The following is a 16,266-nucleotide window of genomic DNA, read 5'->3' as shown; positions in this document are numbered from 1 at the left end:
CCGGGCGCCGATGTCCACCCTGAGCAGTACGCACGGTGTACGAGATCGCTCTACCGGCTGACCCCGGAACCCGGCCCACCTGCCTACTCTGGGTTACGTGCAGCGTCTCTACGATTTTCTCCGCAGGCACCCGACGATGGTCGACGGCTTCTGGGCCGTGGTCCTGCTCGGACTGTCGGCGCTGACGATCGTGGCGCTGCCCGGTTCGCGCACCCATCGCGCGCTGATCATCCCCGAGGGGATCGCGCTGTGCGTGGTGGTGTGGCTGCGCAGGCGGTGGCCGGAGTGGATGCTGCTGCTGGCGGTGGCGGCCGGCGTCGGCCAGCTGGTGGTCGACGGCGGGGTGAACGCCTCCGACCTGGCCATGCTGGTGATCGTCTACACGGTCGCCTCCACCGGGGCGCGTTGGGCCCGCCGGCTGGCGCTGGTCGCCTCGCTGTGCGCGGCGCCGCTGGCCGAGCTGCGGTGGCCCAGCGCCTACGAGGCCGTCGGCTACCGCGCCGCCTCCGTCGTCTTCCTCACCGTCCCGTTCGTCCTCGCCTGGGTGATCGGCGACAGCCTGCGCACCCGCCGGGCGTACTACGCGCAGCTGGAGGAGCGCGCCGAACGGCTGCAACGCGAACGCGAGGCGCAGGCCAAGGCCGCGGTGGCCGCCGAACGCGCCCGGATCGCCCGCGAACTGCACGACGTGGTCGCCCACAACGTCTCGGTGATGGTCGTCCAGGCCGACGGCGCCGCCTACGTGCTCGACGCCTCCCCGGAGCAGGCCAAGCAGGCGCTGGGCACCATCTCGCAGACCGGGCGGCTGGCGCTGGCCGAGATGCGGCGCCTCCTCGGGCTGCTGCGCGCCTCCGACGACAGCGGCGGCGAGTACGTCCCGCAGCCCGGTGTCGAGCAGCTCGGCGACCTCATCGAGCAGGTCCGCGGCGCCGGGCTGCCGGTGGAGTTCGAGGTGGCCGGCACCCCGCGCCCGCTCTCCAGCGGGGTGGAGCTGACCGCGTACCGCATCGTCCAGGAGGCGCTGACCAACACCCGCAAGCACGGCGGCCCCGGCGCCCAGGCCACCGTCCACCTCACCTACGGCGACGCCGAACTGCGGATGCTGATCGAGGACGACGGCCGCGGCGCCCGCCAGGAGCTGTACGAATCCGGCGGTGCCGACGGGCTCGGGCACGGGCTGATCGGGATGCGCGAGCGGATCGCCATGGTCGGTGGCACCCTGTGCACCGGCCCCCGGCCCGGCGGCGGCTTCCGGATCAGCGCCGCCCTGCCGCTCAAGCCCGCCCGCTAGGACGTCCCGACCCGCCGTCCCCCGCCGCTACCGAAAGGCCCTGACCCCATGGCGATCCGCGTGATGCTCGTCGACGACCAGATGCTGCTGCGCACCGGCTTCCGCATGGTGTTGCAGGCTCAGCCCGACATGGAGGTCGTCGCCGAGGCGGGCGACGGCGCCGAGGCGCTGGACGTGCTGCGCCGCAGCGAGGTCGACGTGGTGCTGATGGACGTCCGGATGCCCAAGCTGGACGGCGTCGAGGCCACCCGGCGGATCTGCGGCGGCGCCGAGCACGCCGCCGGCACCGGCAACCCCAAGGTGCTCATCCTGACCACCTTCGACCTGGACGAGTACGCCTTCGCCGCGCTCAAGGCGGGGGCCAGCGGCTTCATGCTCAAGGACGTGCCGCCGGCCGAACTGCTCGCCGCGATCCGGGCGGTGCACAGCGGGGACGCGGTGGTGGCGCCCTCCACCACCCGGCGGCTGCTCGACCGCTTCGCCCCGCTGCTGCCGCACACCGGCGAGCCGGTCTCCGCCGAACTGGGCCGGCTCACCGAACGCGAACGCGAGGTACTGCTGCTGGTGGCGCAGGGCCTGTCCAACGGCGAGATCGCCCGGCGGCTGGTGCTCTCCGAGGCCACCGTCAAGACCCACGTCGGCCGCATCCTCACCAAGCTGGAGCTGCGCGACCGGGTGCAGGCGGTGGTGCTGGCGTACGAGACCGGGCTGGTGCGCGCGGGCGGCGGCGCGGTGGGCTGACCGGGCCGGCCGCCCTCACCCTCCTCCCCCTCCTCACCCGGCGAGGTCGCGCACCAGCGCCAGGAAGTCCCCGACCGCCTCGCGTACCACCTCCGGCGTCCACCCCAGGTGACCGGGCCCGGAGACCGTCACCTCGGACATGGCGACCCCGGGCGCCGCCCCCGGGGCGGACCAGGTACGGAACAGTGCGGTGCCGGTCCGCTCGGCCTGGCGCACCGCGGCCTCGGTGAGCAGCTCCGCCGGGTACGGCAGCCACACCTGGAACTGGTGGGTGTGCGGGGGGTACGGGTGCACCCGGAACCACGGCTCGCCCGCTTCGGCCAGCGCCGTGTCGAGCGCCCGCGCCACCACCTTGGCGTGCGCCACGTACCCGGGCAGCCTGGGCAGTTCGTCCCGGAGCCCGGCGAGCGCGTCCAGCGCGGCGGGCCACTGCTGGAAGACCTGGCCGCCGTAACGGTGCCGCCACACCACCGCCTCCTCGACGAACGCCGCCGGGCCGGCCAGCGCGGCGCCGGACATCCCGCGCAGCGACTTGTAGAACGACACGTAGACGCTGTCGGCGAGCCCGGCGACCTCCGGCAGCGTCCGCCCGAAGTGCGGGGCGCACTCCCACAGCCGCGCGCCGTCGAAGTGCACCACGGCGTCCCGTTCCCGTGCCGCCTCCACCGTCGCCGTCAACTCCTCCCAGGACGGCAGCGCGAACCCCGCGTCCCGCAGCGGCAGTTCGACCATGAGCGTGCCGAACGGCTCCGGCACCGCCCGCACCTCCTCGGCGGAGGGCAACCGCGGCTCGGTCGTCGGACGCACGGTACGCAGCCGGGTGAGCGCCCGCAGAGCGTCGTCCTCGTGCACCTCGGGGTGGGCCAGCGGGTGGTGGGCGACCACCTCGTTGCCGGTCCGCCCGGCCCAGCAGCGCAGCGCGGCCTGCTGCGCCATCGTCCCGGTCGGGAAGAACGCGGCGGCCTCGGTGCCCAGCAACTCCGCCACCTTCTCCTCGACCTCGGCGACCACCCCGTCCCCGTAGAAGTCGGTGATCCGCCCCGCCGCCTCCCCGGCCCCCTCCGCCAGCCGCGCCAGCCGCTCCCCGATCGTCTCCGGCACCGGCCCCAACACCCGCGCGGCCCCCCGCCACGCCCGCCTCCGCCGCTCCGCCCCGCCCGTGGTCTCCATGCCGCCGATCATGCCCCACCCTTCCCCCGATCGGCCTCCGGGTTTCCCGCCGGCCGCCGTAGGGGCCCGTCCGAGCGCGGGGGTCGCGGGTTCCCGGGCGCGGGGGCGGGGGCGGGTGCCGGGGTGCCGGGGGCCGGTGGTCCCCGCCCGTGCCGGGGTGCGGTGGGCCGTGCCGGCCGTGCCCGTTCGCGTGTTTCGGGTGCGCCGGTCCGGGCCTGGTTGCCCGGGCTTGGGGCTGCGGCGTGCGGAGGTTTCTGCGGGTTCCCGGGTGCCGGGGGCCGGCGATCGCCGCCCGTGTCGGGGTGTGGTGGGCCGTGCCGGCCGTGCCTGTTCGCGTGTTTCGGGTGCGCCGGTCCGGGCCTGGTTGCCCGGGCTTGGGGGCTGCGGTGTTTGGAGGTTGCCGCGGGTTCCCGGGTGCCGGGGGCTGGCGGTCCTCGCCCGTGTCGGGGTGCGATGGGCCGCGCCGACCAGGCCCGCTCGCGCGCTTTCGGCGTGCCCGAACCGTTCCCGCGCGGCTGCCTGCGTCCGGGAGCCCGTGGCGGCCCCCACGCGTCGCTCCGTCCGACCCGGGTCCAAGGCGTGCCCTGGGCCGTAGCCCCGCACCGCGTACGGCGACTCCTCCACGCCGCGCCCGTTCACGGCCCCCGTGAGTGCCCCATCGCGCCGGGGCGCTGCCCTCGCCCGCTCGGGCGCGCCCGACACGCCCGGCCCCGGGCCCCCTAGATGAATGAGTCCAAGGGTTCGCCTGCGGACATGGAGCGAGGGCGTCCATGGTCAGTCTGTGACGAACAACCTGGACACCCTCGCAACGGCACTCTACGCCCGCATCGACGACGAGTTGAAGGCTTCCCCGTGGCTGGCCCCGGTCCGGCCCAAGGTCGGCATCGCGCCTACGCTCAGCGACGCCGAGCTGCTCACGCTCGCGGTGCTGTCGGCGCTGCTGGGCTACACCTCCGAGCGGCGCTGGCTGCGCCGGGTCCGCCGGGACTTCACCCGCCTGTTCCCCTATGTGCCCCAGCAGTCCAGCTACAACAAGCGGCTGCGCGCCGCGTCCGCCCTGCTCACAGGCATGATCCGCATCCTGGCCACGGACACGACGCTGTGGAGCGACGACGTGTGGGTGGTCGACTCCACCCCCGTCGGCTGCGGCTGCTCACGGGAGACCGCGAAGCGCTCGGACCTGGCCGGCTGGGCCCAGTACGGCTACTGCGCGTCGCACTCGCGCTACTTCTGGGGCCTGCGGCTGCACCTGGTGTGCACCCTTTCCGGGCTACCGGTGCTCTTCGCGCTTACGGGCGCGAAGGCCGACGAGCGTGAGACGCTGCGCGACATGCTCGACACCGCGCCCGACGTCGCGGCGAGCCATCCCGGCCAGACGATCATCGGCGACAAGAACTACTACGGCCGCGAGTTCGAGCTCGACCTCGCGGAGCGTCACCTGGTGCTGCTGCGCCCGGCCCGCAGGGGCGAGGCCGAGCGGTCCGGGGCGCACCTGTTCAAGCCGTTGCGCCAGGTGATCGAGTCGATCAACCAGACCTTCAAGGGCCAGTTGGACCTGGAACGACACGGCGGCAAGAGCCCCGCCGGGGTAGTGGTGCGGATCTTGTCGCGCATCCTGGCACTGACCGCGGTGGTCTGGCACAACGACAAGACCGATCAGCCGGTAAAGCGGTCGCTGATCGCGTACGACCACTGAGGGCATGTCCTGACCCGTCCGCCATGTTGATCCACGCCACACAGAGTAACCGAATATTCGACTATTTAACGTGTTCCGTCGTGCTGCTCCGGCGGGCTCGGGCGGCCCGGACGCGGTCGCCGCACCGAGTGGAGCACCAATGCCGGCGGCCGTGGGTGCGCACCAGGAAGCGGTCGCAGGACGGGGCGCCGCAGGCCGCGAGGCGATCAGCGTCCGGCCCGGTGAGCAGGTCTGCCGCGTCGGCCGCCAGGAGCGCGAAGGCGTGGTCCACGGCCTGGGAGGTGGGGTGCGGCTGGACGCGGTGCGCACCCTGTGCCGCATCCCAGGCGAGAGTGGGCACGGCGGGCACGCGGGTCAGCGCCTCGTTCAAGGCGCGTACGGACCGGTCCGGCGGGACGATGCCTTCGACGTGGGCTGCGAACAGGGCGCGTACGTGTTCACGCAGCGTTCGCATGCGCTGCGCGCACACGGCGTGCATCTCCACGTCGGGCTGCGCCAGGTCGTGGTCGGCGAGCCAGCGCACGGCGGAGTCGGGGACGGCCAGCAGGTCGTACCCCTGGTCGCCAGGCAGGGTCGCCACACTGTCCGCGAAGTCCAGGGACAGGTGACGGTCGGCGCCTGGGGCGGGGGGCAGGGCGACATCGACGCGCTCGGTCTCCTTCATGCCCTCATGGTACAGCTTGCGTTTTTCCGTGACGTGCGCTTAGCGTTGGAGTCACGGAAAACGTGAGCAATACCCGTGACCACAGAGAGGGGCGAGGACGGCGCGACCGTCCGCCACCCCCACGCGCCCCGCCACGCACCGAAGCCGACTCAGAGGAACCCCACTGCCATGTCCACGCCCGAGACCCACCTCTACCCCCGCCGCTGGCAGGCGCTGACGTTCATCGTCATCGCCCAGCTCATGACGGCCCTGGACGGCACGATCGTCAACATCGCCCTGCCTACCGCCCAGGCCGACCTGGGCATCAGCGACGCCAACCGGCAGTGGGTGATCACCGCCTACGCGCTCGCCTTCGGGGGCCTACTCCTGCTCGGCGGCAAGATCGCCGACCAGTGGGGCCGCAAGCGCACCTTCCTCACCGGTCTGGCCGGCTTCGCCGTGGTCTCGGCCATTGGCGGCGCCGCCACCGGAGGCCCGGCCCTCTTCATCGCCCGCGCCGGACAGGGCGCTTTCGCCGCGCTCCTGGTCCCCGCCGCCCTCTCCCTGCTGGCCTCGATGTTCACCGAACCGAAGGAGCGCGCCAAGGCGTTCGGCATCTACGGCGCCATCGCCGGCGCGGGCGGCGTCCTCGGCGTCGTCATGGGCGGCCTGCTCACCGAGTACGCCACCTGGCGCTGGACTCTGCTCGTCAACGTGCCCATCGCCGCCGTCGCCTTCATCGGCGGTGCCCGCGTCATCCCCGAGATCAAGGCCGCCGGCCCGCGCACCCGCCTCGACATCCCCGGCGTCGTTCTGTCCACCGCGGGCCTGGCCCTGCTGGTCTACGCCTTCGCCAACGCCGAGCACGCCGGCTGGTCCGCCCCCCTCACCGTCGTGCCCGGCATCGCCGCCGTCGTCCTGCTCGCCGCCTTCGTCCTCGTCCAGACCAAGACCAAGGACCCGCTGCTCCCCCTGCGTATCGTCACCGAACGCAACCGCGCCGGAGCCTTCCTCGTCGCCGGGCTCACCGTGGTCGCCCTCTTCGCCGACTTCCTCTTCCTGACCTACTACTTCCAGACCGTCCTGGGCTACTCCGCCCTCAAGACCGGCCTCGCCTTCGTCCCCATGGGCCTCGGCATGATCATCGGCGCCGTCCAACTCGCTGCCCGCGCCTCGATCCGCTTCCGGCCCCGCACCGTGATGCTCTCCGGCCTGATTACCGCGGCCGCGGGCATGGCCCTGCTCACCCTCATCACCCCGCACACCAACTACCTGGCCATCGTCCTGCCCGGCGTCCTCCTCTTCGGCCTCGGCAGCGGCGCCGCCCTCATGCCCGCCGTCTCCATGGCCACGCACGGCGTCCGCCCCGAGGACGCCGGAGCGGCCTCCGCCCTGGTCAACACCGCCCAGCAGATCGGCGGCGCCGTCGGCATCGCCCTGCTCAACACCCTCGCCGCCTCCGCCACCGCCGGCTACCTCGCCGGACGCACTACCACCCAAGCCGTACAGCTGGACGGCCTGGTCCACGGCTACACCACCGGCTTCTGGTGGTCCGTCGCCGTCCTCCTCCTCGCAGCCCTCCTGGCCGCCGTCCTGGTCAACGCCAAGCCCCCCACCCAGGCAGAAGCCACCGGCGACGGCGGTACCGAATCCGCGCCCGCACTCATGCACTGACCTGAACCGCCTCTGATAGCGACGACACCCCTTGGACTCAATCATCTAGGGCGGCTGCCCCCGACTGGGCATCCGTGGCGGCACCCGCCCGCCCGGCGGTCCGGGGGCAGCGCGCCCGTACTCCGCCCGGGGCGCGCGGGGGTGAGCCCAACCGCCCGCCCGGCGGCACCGGGCAACTCCGGCGTACCGCCCGTCCGCCGCCCGACAGGGGGCGGACGGGCTCACGTAGCATGGGGGGCCAGTGACGTCCGGTACCCCGCGAGGACTGGAACGGAAGGCACCGCCGGTGAACACCCCCCGCCCCACCACGTCCGCCGGGTCACGGCCGGCGCGGCTCGCTGTCGGCGTCGTCGGCGCCGGGCGGGTCGGGCCGGCGCTGGCCGCGGCGTTGCAGTTGGCCGGCCACCGGCCGGTGGCCGCGTCCGGCGTCTCGGACGCCTCCCGGCGCCGGGCCGCCGCGTTGCTGCCCGAGGTGCCGCTGGTCGACCCGGCGCGGGTGCTGGCCATGTCGGACCTGGTGCTGCTGACCGTGCCCGACGACGCGTTGCCGGACCTGGTGCGCGGTCTGGCCGAGACCGGCGCGGTACGCCCCGGGCAGCTCGTGGTGCACACCTCGGGACGCCACGGGGTGGCCGTGCTCGATCCGGCGCGCCGGGCGGGCGGGCTGCCGCTGGCGATCCACCCGGCGATGACGTTCACCGGCACCGCCGTGGACGTACAGCGGCTGGCCGGCTGCCCGTTCGGGGTGACCGCCCCCGAGGAGCTGCGGCTGGCCGCCGAGGCGCTGGTGGTCGAGATGGGCGGCGAGCCGGAGTGGATCCCCGAGGAGGTCCGCCCGCTGTACCACGCGGCGCTGGCGATCGGCTCCAACCACCTGGTCACCCTCGTCGCCCAGGCCCGCGACCTGCTGACCGCGGCCGGCGTGCAGAACCCCGGCCGGATGCTCGGCCCGCTGCTCGGCGCCGCCCTGGACAACGCGCTGCGTTCCGGCGACGACGCGCTGACCGGTCCGGTCGCCCGCGGCGACGCCGGTACCGTGGCCGCGCACATCACCGAGCTGCGCCGGCACGCGCCGCAGACCGTGGCCTCCTACCTGGCCATGGCACGGGCCACCGCCGACCGGGCGCTGGCCAACGGAACACTCAAGGCGGAAGCCGCCGAGGCGCTGCTCGGCGTCCTGGCCGACGGCGGCCCGGCCGACGGAGGTACGGCATGACCCAACTGGTGCGCACCGCGCGGGAACTGGCCGCCGCGGTCCCGTCCCCGAACCCCGCCGGCCGCCCCCGCGTCGCCGTCGTGATGACCATGGGCGCCCTCCACGAGGGCCACGCCACGCTCATCCGTACCGCCCGCGAACGCGTCCCCGACGGCCGCGTCGTGGTCACCGTCTTCGTCAACCCGCTCCAGTTCGGCCCCGGCGAGGACCTCGACCGTTACCCCCGTACCCTCGACGCCGACCTGGAGGTGGCCCGCGCGGCCGGCGCCGACGTGGTCTTCGCGCCCTCCGTCGCCGAGGTCTACCCCGGCGGCGAGCCGCGGGTACGGATCACCGCCGGACCGATGGGCGAGCGGTACGAGGGCGCCTCCCGCCCCGGCCACTTCGACGGCATGCTCACCGTGGTCGCCAAGCTGCTCCACCTGACCCGGCCCGACGTGGCCTTCTTCGGCCAGAAGGACGCCCAGCAGCTCGCCCTGATCCGGCGCATGGCGGCCGACCTGAACTTCGGCGTGGAGATAGCCGCCGTCCCCACCGTCCGCGAACCCGACGGCCTCGCGCTCTCCAGCCGCAACCGCTACCTCACCGCCGCCGAGCGCACCCGGGCCCTCGTCCTCTCCCGCGCCCTGTTCGCCGGCCGCGACGCCGTGCCGCACGGGCCGGCCGCGGTCCGCGCGGCGGCGGCGGACGTGCTCTTCGGCGCCGACGGCGTCGGCCTGGACTACCTGGCGCTGATCGACCCCGCCGACTTCACCGAGGCACCCGACGACCACACCGGCCCCGCCGTCCTCGCGGTCGCCGCCACGGTGGGCACCACCCGACTGATCGACAACATCCCCCTGGAATTCCCGCCGGACGTCGCGCACCGACCACGCCAGGCGGAGCTCGGAGCGGCTCGATGACCGGCATACGACTCAACGCCCCCGCGCCCGGCTGGGCCATCGACGCCGACGTGGTCGTCGTCGGCTCCGGTGTGGCCGGCCTCACCGCCGCGCTGCGGTGCGCCGCCGCCGGGGCCAAGGTCACCGTGGTGACCAAGGCCCGCCTCGACGACGGCTCCACCCGCTGGGCGCAGGGCGGCATAGCGGCGGCCCTGGGCGACGGCGACACCCCCGGCCAGCACCTGGACGACACCCTGGTGGCCGGCGCCGGCCTGTGCGACGAGGACGCGGTACGCCTGCTGGTCACCGAGGGCCCGGACGCCGTACGGCGGCTGATCGGCACCGGCGCCCGCTTCGACACCTCCGCGGCCGGCGAGATCCTCCTCACCCGCGAGGGCGGCCACCATCGCCGCCGTATCGCGCACGCCGGCGGGGACGCCACCGGCGCCGAGATCTCCCGCGCCCTGGTCGCCGCGGTCCGCGCGAGCGACATCGAGACCGTGGAGAACGCCCTCGTCCTCGACCTGCTCACCGACGCCGACGGACACGCGGCCGGGGTCACCCTGCACGTGATGGGGGAGGGGCGGCGCGACGGCGTCGGCGCGGTGCGCGCCCCGGCCGTGGTGCTGGCCACCGGCGGCATGGGCCAGATCTTCTCGGCCACCACCAACCCGCCGGTCTCCACCGGGGACGGGGTGGCGCTCGCGCTGCGCGCCGGGGCCGAGGTCTCCGACCTGGAGTTCGTCCAGTTCCACCCGACCGTGCTGTGGCTCGGCCCGGACGCCGAGGGGCAGCAGCCGCTGGTCTCCGAGGCGGTCCGGGGCGAGGGCGCCCACCTGGTGGACGCCGACGGCACGCGCTTCATGGTGGGCCGCCACGAACTGGCCGAACTGGCCCCGCGCGACATCGTGGCCAAGGGCATCACGCGCCGGATGCAGGAGACCGGCACCGACCACATGTACCTGGACGGCCGGATGTTCGGCGCCCGGATGTGGGCCGAGCGCTTCCCCACCATCCTGGCCGCCTGCCGCGCGCACGGCATCGACCCGGTGACCGAGCCGATCCCAGTGGCCCCGGCGGCCCACTACGCCTCCGGCGGCGTCCGCACCGACCGCCACGGCCGCACCACCGTCCCGGGCCTGTACGCCTGCGGCGAGGTGGCCTGCACCGGGGTGCACGGCGCCAACCGGCTGGCCTCCAACTCCCTGCTGGAAGGGCTGGTGTTCGCCGAGCGGATCGCCGCGGACATCACCTCGCGCACCGTCCGCCCCGGCCCCGCGGTGGCCCCCGCCCCGGCCCGGGACGCGCTGCTGCCGCACGCCGCCCGGTACGAGATCCAGCGGATCATGACCGAGGGCGCGGGTGTGCTGCGCAGCGCGGCCAGCCTCGACCGGGCCGCCGCCGCCCTGGCCGGGCTGCACGACCGGGCCGCCGAGGAGCTGGCCCGGGACGGCAAGACCGCCGAGCCGTGCGTGGAGACCTGGGAGGCGACCAACCTCTGCCTGGTCGCCCGGGTACTGGTGGCCGCCGCGAGCCGCCGCGAGGAGACCCGCGGCTGCCACTGGCGGGAGGACTTCCCCGAGCGCGACGACGACACCTGGCGGCGCCACCTGGTCGTCCGTCTCGGCCCGGAGCGGACGCTGACCGTCACGCCCACCCCGGCCGCCGACTTCCCACCCGTAACCACCCCTTCCAGGGAGCACCGCTGATGAGCAACCCCGACCTCCCCCTGCTCCAGATCGGCCGTCCCGGCCAGAGCCCGGTCACCGCGGGCGGTGGCTGCGCCCACCCGTCGCCCACCACCCTTGACGGAAGCGCTGCGCGCTGCGGTGACTCCTGCGGCTGCGGCGGGGACGACGCGTACGACCTGGACCCGCTGGAGTGCGGCCTCGACCCCGACCTGGCCCAGCTGATCGTCGAGGCCGGGCTCGACCCGGTCCAGGTCGAGGACATCGCCCACCTGGCGATCGAGGAGGACCTGGACCACGGGGTGGACGTCACCACGGTGGCCACCATCCCCGAAGAGGCCGTCTCGGTGGGCGACTTCACCGCCCGCGAGGCCGGCGTGGTGGCCGGGCTGCACATCGCCGAGGCCGTGCTCTCCGTGGTGTGCACCGAGGAGTTCGAGGTGGAGCGGCACGTCGCCGACGGCGACCGGGTCGAGGCCGGCCAGGTGCTGCTGAGCGTCCGCACCCGTACCCGCGACCTGCTCACCGCCGAACGCAGCGCGCTCAACCTGCTGTGCCACCTGTCCGGCATCGCCACCGCCACCCGGGCCTGGGCGGACGCGCTGGCCGGCACCGGGGCGCGGGTGCGCGACACCCGCAAGACCACCCCGGGCCTGCGGGCGCTCCAGAAGTACGCGGTGCGCTGCGGCGGCGGGGTCAACCACCGCATGTCGCTGTCGGACGCGGCGCTGGTCAAGGACAACCACGTGGTGGCGGCCGGCGGGGTGGCCGAGGCGTTCCGCAAGGTCCGCGAGGAGTTCCCGGACCTGGCGATCGAGGTCGAGGTGGACACCCTGCACCAGGTGCGGGAGGTGCTGGACGCGGGGGCCGACCTGATCCTGCTGGACAACTTCACCCCGGCCGAGACCGCCGAGGCGGTGGCGCTGGTGGCCGGGCGCGCGATGCTGGAGTCCTCCGGCCGGCTGACGCTGGACAACGCCCGGGCGTACGCCGAGACCGGCATCGACTACCTGGCGGTGGGCGCCCTGACCCACTCCGCCCGGGTCCTGGACATCGGCCTCGACCTGCGGGCGGGCTGAGCCGTGCTCCTCACCATCGACGTCGGCAACACCCACACCGTCCTCGGGCTCTTCGACGGCGAGGAGATCGTCGAGCACTGGCGGATCTCCACCGACGCGCGGCGCACCGCGGACGAGCTGGCGGTGCTGCTCCAGGGCCTGATGGGGATGCATCCGCTGCTCGGCGACGAGCTGGGGGACGGGATCGACGGGATCTCGATCTGCTCCACCGTCCCCTCCGTCCTCCACGAGCTGCGCGAGGTGACCCGGCGCTACTACGGCGACGTGCCCTCGGTGCTGGTGGAGCCGGGGATCAAGACCGGGGTGCCGATCCTGATGGACAACCCCAAGGAGGTCGGCGCCGACCGCATCATCAACGCGCTGGCCGCCGCCCATCTGTACCGGGGCCCGTGCATCGTGGTCGACTTCGGCACCGCGACCACCTTCGACGCGGTCTCCGCGCGCGGCGAGTACGTGGGCGGCGCCATCGCCCCCGGCATCGAGATCTCGGTGGACGCCCTCGGGGTGCGTGGCGCCCAGCTGCGCAAGATCGAGCTGGCCCGGCCGCGCAGCGTGATCGGCAAGAGCACGGTGGAGGCGATGCAGTCCGGCATCCTGTACGGCTTCGCCGGCCAGGTGGACGGCATCGGCGAGCGGATGGCCCGGGAGCTGGCGGACGACCCGGACGACGTCACGGTGATCGCCACCGGCGGGCTGGCCCCGCTGGTCCTCGGCGAGGCGTCCATCATCGACTACCACGAGCCGTGGCTGACCCTGATCGGGCTGCGCCTGGTGTACGAGCGGAACGTCTCGGTCTCCTGACCCGGCGCCGTCGGCCTCCCCGGCCGGGGAGGCCGGCAGACACACCGCAGCGGCGCAATCCGCCACGTTTGTCCGTTTAGTACGTAAAGTCGGCGCATGCCCACGCCACACGGACCCCGAGGCGGCATGGCGTTCAGCGCGGAGGAGCTGCGAGTGCTCCGCCGCGCGCTCGCCGTGGCCCTGCGTACCGCGCCCGACGACGTGCCCGCCGCCGATGCGCACGAGTACGCGCGGCTGACGGCGGCGGTGGACGAGGCGGTGCGCGAGGGCGACCGGCTGCGCGCCTTCCTCCTGGCCGACCTCGCCCGCTACCGCGACGCCCTGCCCGGCACCGCCGCCGACTACCTGGACCGGCTCGCCGCCGCGCTCGACCACGGCTATCCGCCCGCGCCCGACGACCTCGCCGCGGTCCGCCGGCTGTGCCGGCTGCCGTGCACCCCTGCCGAGTCCTGCCGGCGGGAGGGCGTCCGGCGCCGCTGCGAGGAGCTGGCCGAACGGGCGGTCAGGGACCGGTTCGCCGGCCGTACCCCCGGTCCCCGGGTACGGCTGCTGGCGCTGCCCGGCGGACGCGGGCGCGGCCGGGGTGGCTCGGCCCTGGCGCCGGTGGCGGGGGAGCGCGGTGAGGACGAGCCGGGCCCGGAGCGCCGTCCGTCCCCCGGCGCCGCGCCGCGTCCGGGGCGCCCGGCCCGGCCCGCCCGCGAGGAGCCCTCCGCCCCGGCCCAGCCGTCCGAGCCGGGCCGGCCCGCCGGACCGGCGCGCCCGTCCGCCCCGGAACGCGACCGCAAGGTGCCCACCCCCGCCGAGGTCTTCCCGCCCCGGCGCCGTGAGCCGCCGCCGCAGCAGCGGGTCCGGCCGGTGCCGGGCGGTCGCGCGGTGGTCTGACCGCGGCCGGGGACCCGCCGGGCGACCCTGCGCGGGCGGACCCGGCCGCGCTGGCTACTCTGGTGAGGCCCGTTCGCGCCCGGAGAAGGAGTTGAGCGAACCGTGGACTACGTCTCCGCGCTCTTGCCGCCCATCGTGATGGCGGTGGCCTTCACCGCCCTGGTCGTGACGATCATCAAGAACCAGGGCGGCGCCAACAAGGCCAAGGAGGACGCGCTGGTCGACGCCGCGCTGGCCCGCGCCGAGGGCGCCCAGCAGCAGGGCCCGGCCGGCCCGGCCCGTGACAGCTGAACGAATAAAAGCGGCAAACCAGACATTTGCCACTAGTATTCAGGTGTGCCCCGGCCATTGGGAGATCTCGAAGACGCGGTCATGACCAGGGTGTGGCAGTGGAACCGCCCGGTCACCGTCCGTGAAGTCCTGGAGGACCTGCAGCGGGAACGGTCCATCGCCTACACCACGGTGATGACCGTAATGGACAACCTGCATCACAAGGGCTGGCTGCGCCGGGAACACGAAGGCCGGGCCTATCGATATGAGGCGGTTTCCACCCGGGCCGCCTACTCGGCCGCACTGATGCACGAGGCGTGGGCGGCCAGCGACAACCCGGCCGCCGCCCTCGTCCAGTTCTTCAGCATGATGTCGCCGGAACAGCGGGAAGCCTTGCGGGACGCCTCGCGCATCGTCCAGCCCGAAGCCCCGCCCGATGAACCCGCCGCCGCCCCGGAAGGTCCCGGGCGATAACGTCCGGCTATGTCCACAAGCCGCGAAGTCTCGAATGACGTCACGATCCGCCGGGCCAGGACCGGCGATGTGCGGGCCGTGCGCCAGTTGCTGGACGGGTATGTCCGCGACCGGATCCTGCTCGACAAGCCCACGGTGACGCTTTACGAGGACATCCAGGAGTTCTGGGTGGCCGAGCGCGACATGGACGCCGAGGTGGTCGGCTGCGGCGCGCTCCATGTCATGTGGGAGGACCTCGCCGAGGTCCGTACCCTCGCGGTCCGCCCTGACCAGCACGGCAAGGGCGTCGGCCACCAGGTGCTCGGCAAGCTGTTGCAGACCGCCCGTTGGCTGGGAGTGCGGCGCATTTTCTGCCTCACCTTCGAAGTGGAGTTCTTCGCCAAGCACGGCTTCGTGGAGATCGGCGAGACCCCGGTCGACACCGATGTCTACAGCGAGCTGCTCCGTTCCTATGACGAGGGCGTCGCCGAGTTCCTCGACCTCGAACGAGTGAAGCCGAACACCCTGGGCAACACCCGGATGCTCTTGCAACTGTGATCGCCTATGCCGTATGTCCGAATCGCGCACTCGGAAGGCGCGTCGGCCGTACAGGTGCGCGGTCTCTCCTCGTCCAAGGGTTTGAGTTTTCCGCGGAAAAGCGGTTTCCTTTTACCCGTACTGCTTTATCCCGGGGTCTCCCCGGACCATATCGATGAAAGGGAAGCCCGTGGCACAGAAGGTCCAGGTCCTTCTCGTTGACGACATCAGCGGCGGCGAGGCCGACGAGACGGTCACGTTCGCTCTCGACGGCGCTCAGTACGAGATCGACCTCTCCACGGAAAACGCGGACAAGCTGCGCGGCCTGCTCGCCGACTACGTGGAAGCCGGTCGCAGGGTCGGCGGCCGTGCTTCCCGTGGCCGTGGCCGCGCCGCGCGCCCGGCCGCCGGCAGCGCCGACACCGCCAAGATCCGCGCCTGGGCGAAGGAGAACGGCTACGAGGTCAACGACCGCGGCCGGGTCCCCGCCAGCATCCGCGAGGCGTACGAGAAGGCGCACGGCTGATCCGTCCGGCGCACGGCACGGGGTACGCGGGGCGACGGCGTACCGCGGTCCGGCCGGCGGGGGAGCACGGCACGTTCAGATGAGGGCACGCGGCCGGAGCCGACCGCGCGCCATCGGGGGCGCCGGTACGCACGCGGGGGCGGATACCGGCGCGCGCGGTGGTGTGGAGCCCGGCGGATCCGCCGGGAAGAGCCGGTTCCGGTGGCATTCGGTCGCCACCACGCCGACCAGCGGCACCAGCCCGACCGGGCCGTCGGCCGCCGGACCGGCGGGGCCGCACGCCAGGGTCAGCGCGGGCAGCGTCATCTCCACCGCGCACCCGCGCACGGGCGGACGCAGCCACACCGGCCCGCCGCGGTGCGGGGGGCGCCCCGGGAGCGCGGGGGCGCGCACCTGGTCACCGGCACCCCGGGCGGTCAGGTCGAGCGCCACGCCGCCCCAGTCCAGCCAGTCCAGCAGCCCGGGCAGCTCCTCGGCGCCGCCCGCCGCCACCAGCAGCCAGATCCGGTCGCCGGCCAGCGCGGCCGGACCGGTGCGGGGCAGGCGACGCAGCACCGCCCGCCCCGCGGCGGCCGGTACGTCCAGGACGTCGAAGCGCACCCCGGTGACCAGCCCGGCCGGCCGCCCGCCCGTGACCGGCCAGCCCATCTCCCGCTCGTACCAGAGCCGGACGGCCGCCTCCTCCACCGCGTCGTTCTCCATGTCCGGAGCAACTCCC

17 protein-coding genes are annotated in these 16,266 nt (G+C 74.0%); 14 read left to right on the top strand and 3 right to left on the bottom strand.

Annotated features, from left to right (window positions below; translation table 11 throughout):
• Nucleotides 1-97: 97 nt before the first annotated feature.
• Complete coding sequence (locus tag SCATT_RS12310) at nucleotides 98-1,291, top strand: sensor histidine kinase (protein ID WP_041824674.1); 1,194 nt, start codon at nucleotides 98-100, stop codon at nucleotides 1,289-1,291.
• Between the two features lie 48 nt (nucleotides 1,292-1,339).
• Nucleotides 1,340-2,032, top strand: coding sequence for a response regulator (locus SCATT_RS12305; protein WP_014143372.1), 693 nt, complete (start codon nucleotides 1,340-1,342; stop codon nucleotides 2,030-2,032).
• A 33-nt stretch (nucleotides 2,033-2,065) separates the two neighbouring features.
• Here the strand turns inward: SCATT_RS12305 and SCATT_RS12300 are convergent, their stop codons facing one another.
• The gene (locus tag SCATT_RS12300) at nucleotides 2,066-3,202 is read right to left on the bottom strand and encodes a threonine aldolase family protein (RefSeq protein WP_407696608.1); all 1,137 of its coding nucleotides are present in this window, start codon (nucleotides 3,200-3,202) and stop codon (nucleotides 2,066-2,068) included.
• 781 nt (nucleotides 3,203-3,983) lie between these two features.
• Here SCATT_RS12300 and SCATT_RS12295 point away from each other — a divergent pair.
• Nucleotides 3,984-4,898, top strand: a complete 915-nt coding sequence (locus tag SCATT_RS12295) for an IS982 family transposase (RefSeq protein ID WP_014143370.1) — start codon at nucleotides 3,984-3,986, stop codon at nucleotides 4,896-4,898.
• A 61-nt stretch (nucleotides 4,899-4,959) separates the two neighbouring features.
• Here the strand turns inward: SCATT_RS12295 and SCATT_RS12290 are convergent, their stop codons facing one another.
• Nucleotides 4,960-5,562 carry a CGNR zinc finger domain-containing protein gene (locus SCATT_RS12290; protein WP_014143369.1) on the bottom strand — a complete coding sequence of 201 codons (603 nt, stop codon included), beginning with the start codon at nucleotides 5,560-5,562 and terminating at the stop codon, nucleotides 4,960-4,962.
• A gap of 168 nt (nucleotides 5,563-5,730) precedes the next feature.
• Between SCATT_RS12290 and SCATT_RS12285 the strand changes: the two genes are divergently transcribed.
• From SCATT_RS12285 to SCATT_RS12235, 11 genes are all read left to right on the top strand, one after another.
• Nucleotides 5,731-7,215: an MFS transporter gene (locus SCATT_RS12285; RefSeq protein ID WP_014143368.1), complete on the top strand. Its 1,485-nt coding sequence runs from the start codon at nucleotides 5,731-5,733 to the stop codon at nucleotides 7,213-7,215.
• 286 nt (nucleotides 7,216-7,501) lie between these two features.
• Nucleotides 7,502-8,431 (top strand): Rossmann-like and DUF2520 domain-containing protein, encoded by a 930-nt coding sequence (locus SCATT_RS12280; protein ID WP_014627949.1) that lies wholly within the window; start codon nucleotides 7,502-7,504, stop codon nucleotides 8,429-8,431.
• The gene (gene panC, locus SCATT_RS12275) at nucleotides 8,428-9,333 is read left to right on the top strand and encodes a pantoate--beta-alanine ligase (protein ID WP_014143366.1); all 906 of its coding nucleotides are present in this window, start codon (nucleotides 8,428-8,430) and stop codon (nucleotides 9,331-9,333) included. The genes SCATT_RS12280 and panC overlap by 4 nt, the downstream gene beginning before the upstream one ends.
• On the top strand, nucleotides 9,330-11,021 hold the full coding sequence (locus SCATT_RS12270) for an L-aspartate oxidase (RefSeq protein ID WP_014143365.1): 1,692 nt from the start codon (nucleotides 9,330-9,332) through the stop codon (nucleotides 11,019-11,021). Before panC ends, SCATT_RS12270 begins: the two co-directional genes overlap by 4 nt.
• Nucleotides 11,021-12,079: a carboxylating nicotinate-nucleotide diphosphorylase gene (gene nadC, locus SCATT_RS12265; RefSeq protein ID WP_014143364.1), complete on the top strand. Its 1,059-nt coding sequence runs from the start codon at nucleotides 11,021-11,023 to the stop codon at nucleotides 12,077-12,079. The genes SCATT_RS12270 and nadC overlap by 1 nt, the downstream gene beginning before the upstream one ends.
• Nucleotides 12,080-12,082: 3 nt before the next feature.
• Entirely contained in the window at nucleotides 12,083-12,880 is a 798-nt protein-coding gene (locus tag SCATT_RS12260) for a type III pantothenate kinase (protein WP_014143363.1), read from the top strand.
• 126 nt (nucleotides 12,881-13,006) lie between these two features.
• A complete protein-coding gene (locus SCATT_RS12255; RefSeq protein WP_014143362.1) occupies nucleotides 13,007-13,762 on the top strand; it encodes a hypothetical protein in 756 nt (251 codons plus the stop codon).
• 102 nt (nucleotides 13,763-13,864) lie between these two features.
• Entirely contained in the window at nucleotides 13,865-14,053 is a 189-nt protein-coding gene (locus SCATT_RS12250; RefSeq protein ID WP_014143361.1) for a hypothetical protein, read from the top strand.
• Nucleotides 14,054-14,098: 45 nt separating this feature from the next.
• On the top strand, nucleotides 14,099-14,506 hold the full coding sequence (locus SCATT_RS12245; RefSeq protein ID WP_078590709.1) for a BlaI/MecI/CopY family transcriptional regulator: 408 nt from the start codon (nucleotides 14,099-14,101) through the stop codon (nucleotides 14,504-14,506).
• A gap of 9 nt (nucleotides 14,507-14,515) precedes the next feature.
• Nucleotides 14,516-15,043 carry an amino-acid N-acetyltransferase gene (locus SCATT_RS12240; protein WP_078590707.1) on the top strand — a complete coding sequence of 176 codons (528 nt, stop codon included), beginning with the start codon at nucleotides 14,516-14,518 and terminating at the stop codon, nucleotides 15,041-15,043.
• 169 nt (nucleotides 15,044-15,212) lie between these two features.
• Nucleotides 15,213-15,548: a histone-like nucleoid-structuring protein Lsr2 gene (locus tag SCATT_RS12235; protein WP_014143357.1), complete on the top strand. Its 336-nt coding sequence runs from the start codon at nucleotides 15,213-15,215 to the stop codon at nucleotides 15,546-15,548.
• Nucleotides 15,549-15,623: 75 nt separating this feature from the next.
• On the opposite strand, the gene SCATT_RS12230 is transcribed toward SCATT_RS12235, so the two are convergent.
• Entirely contained in the window at nucleotides 15,624-16,250 is a 627-nt protein-coding gene (locus SCATT_RS12230; RefSeq protein ID WP_014143356.1) for an SCO3374 family protein, read from the bottom strand.
• Between the last annotated feature and the right edge of the window lie 16 nt (nucleotides 16,251-16,266).

It is taken from the genome of Streptantibioticus cattleyicolor NRRL 8057 = DSM 46488, from assembly GCF_000240165.1.
Classification (GTDB): domain Bacteria; phylum Actinomycetota; class Actinomycetes; order Streptomycetales; family Streptomycetaceae; genus Streptantibioticus; species Streptantibioticus cattleyicolor.
The sequence above is the reverse complement of the archived record's forward strand: the minus strand, read 5'-3'. Positions and strand labels throughout refer to the sequence as shown.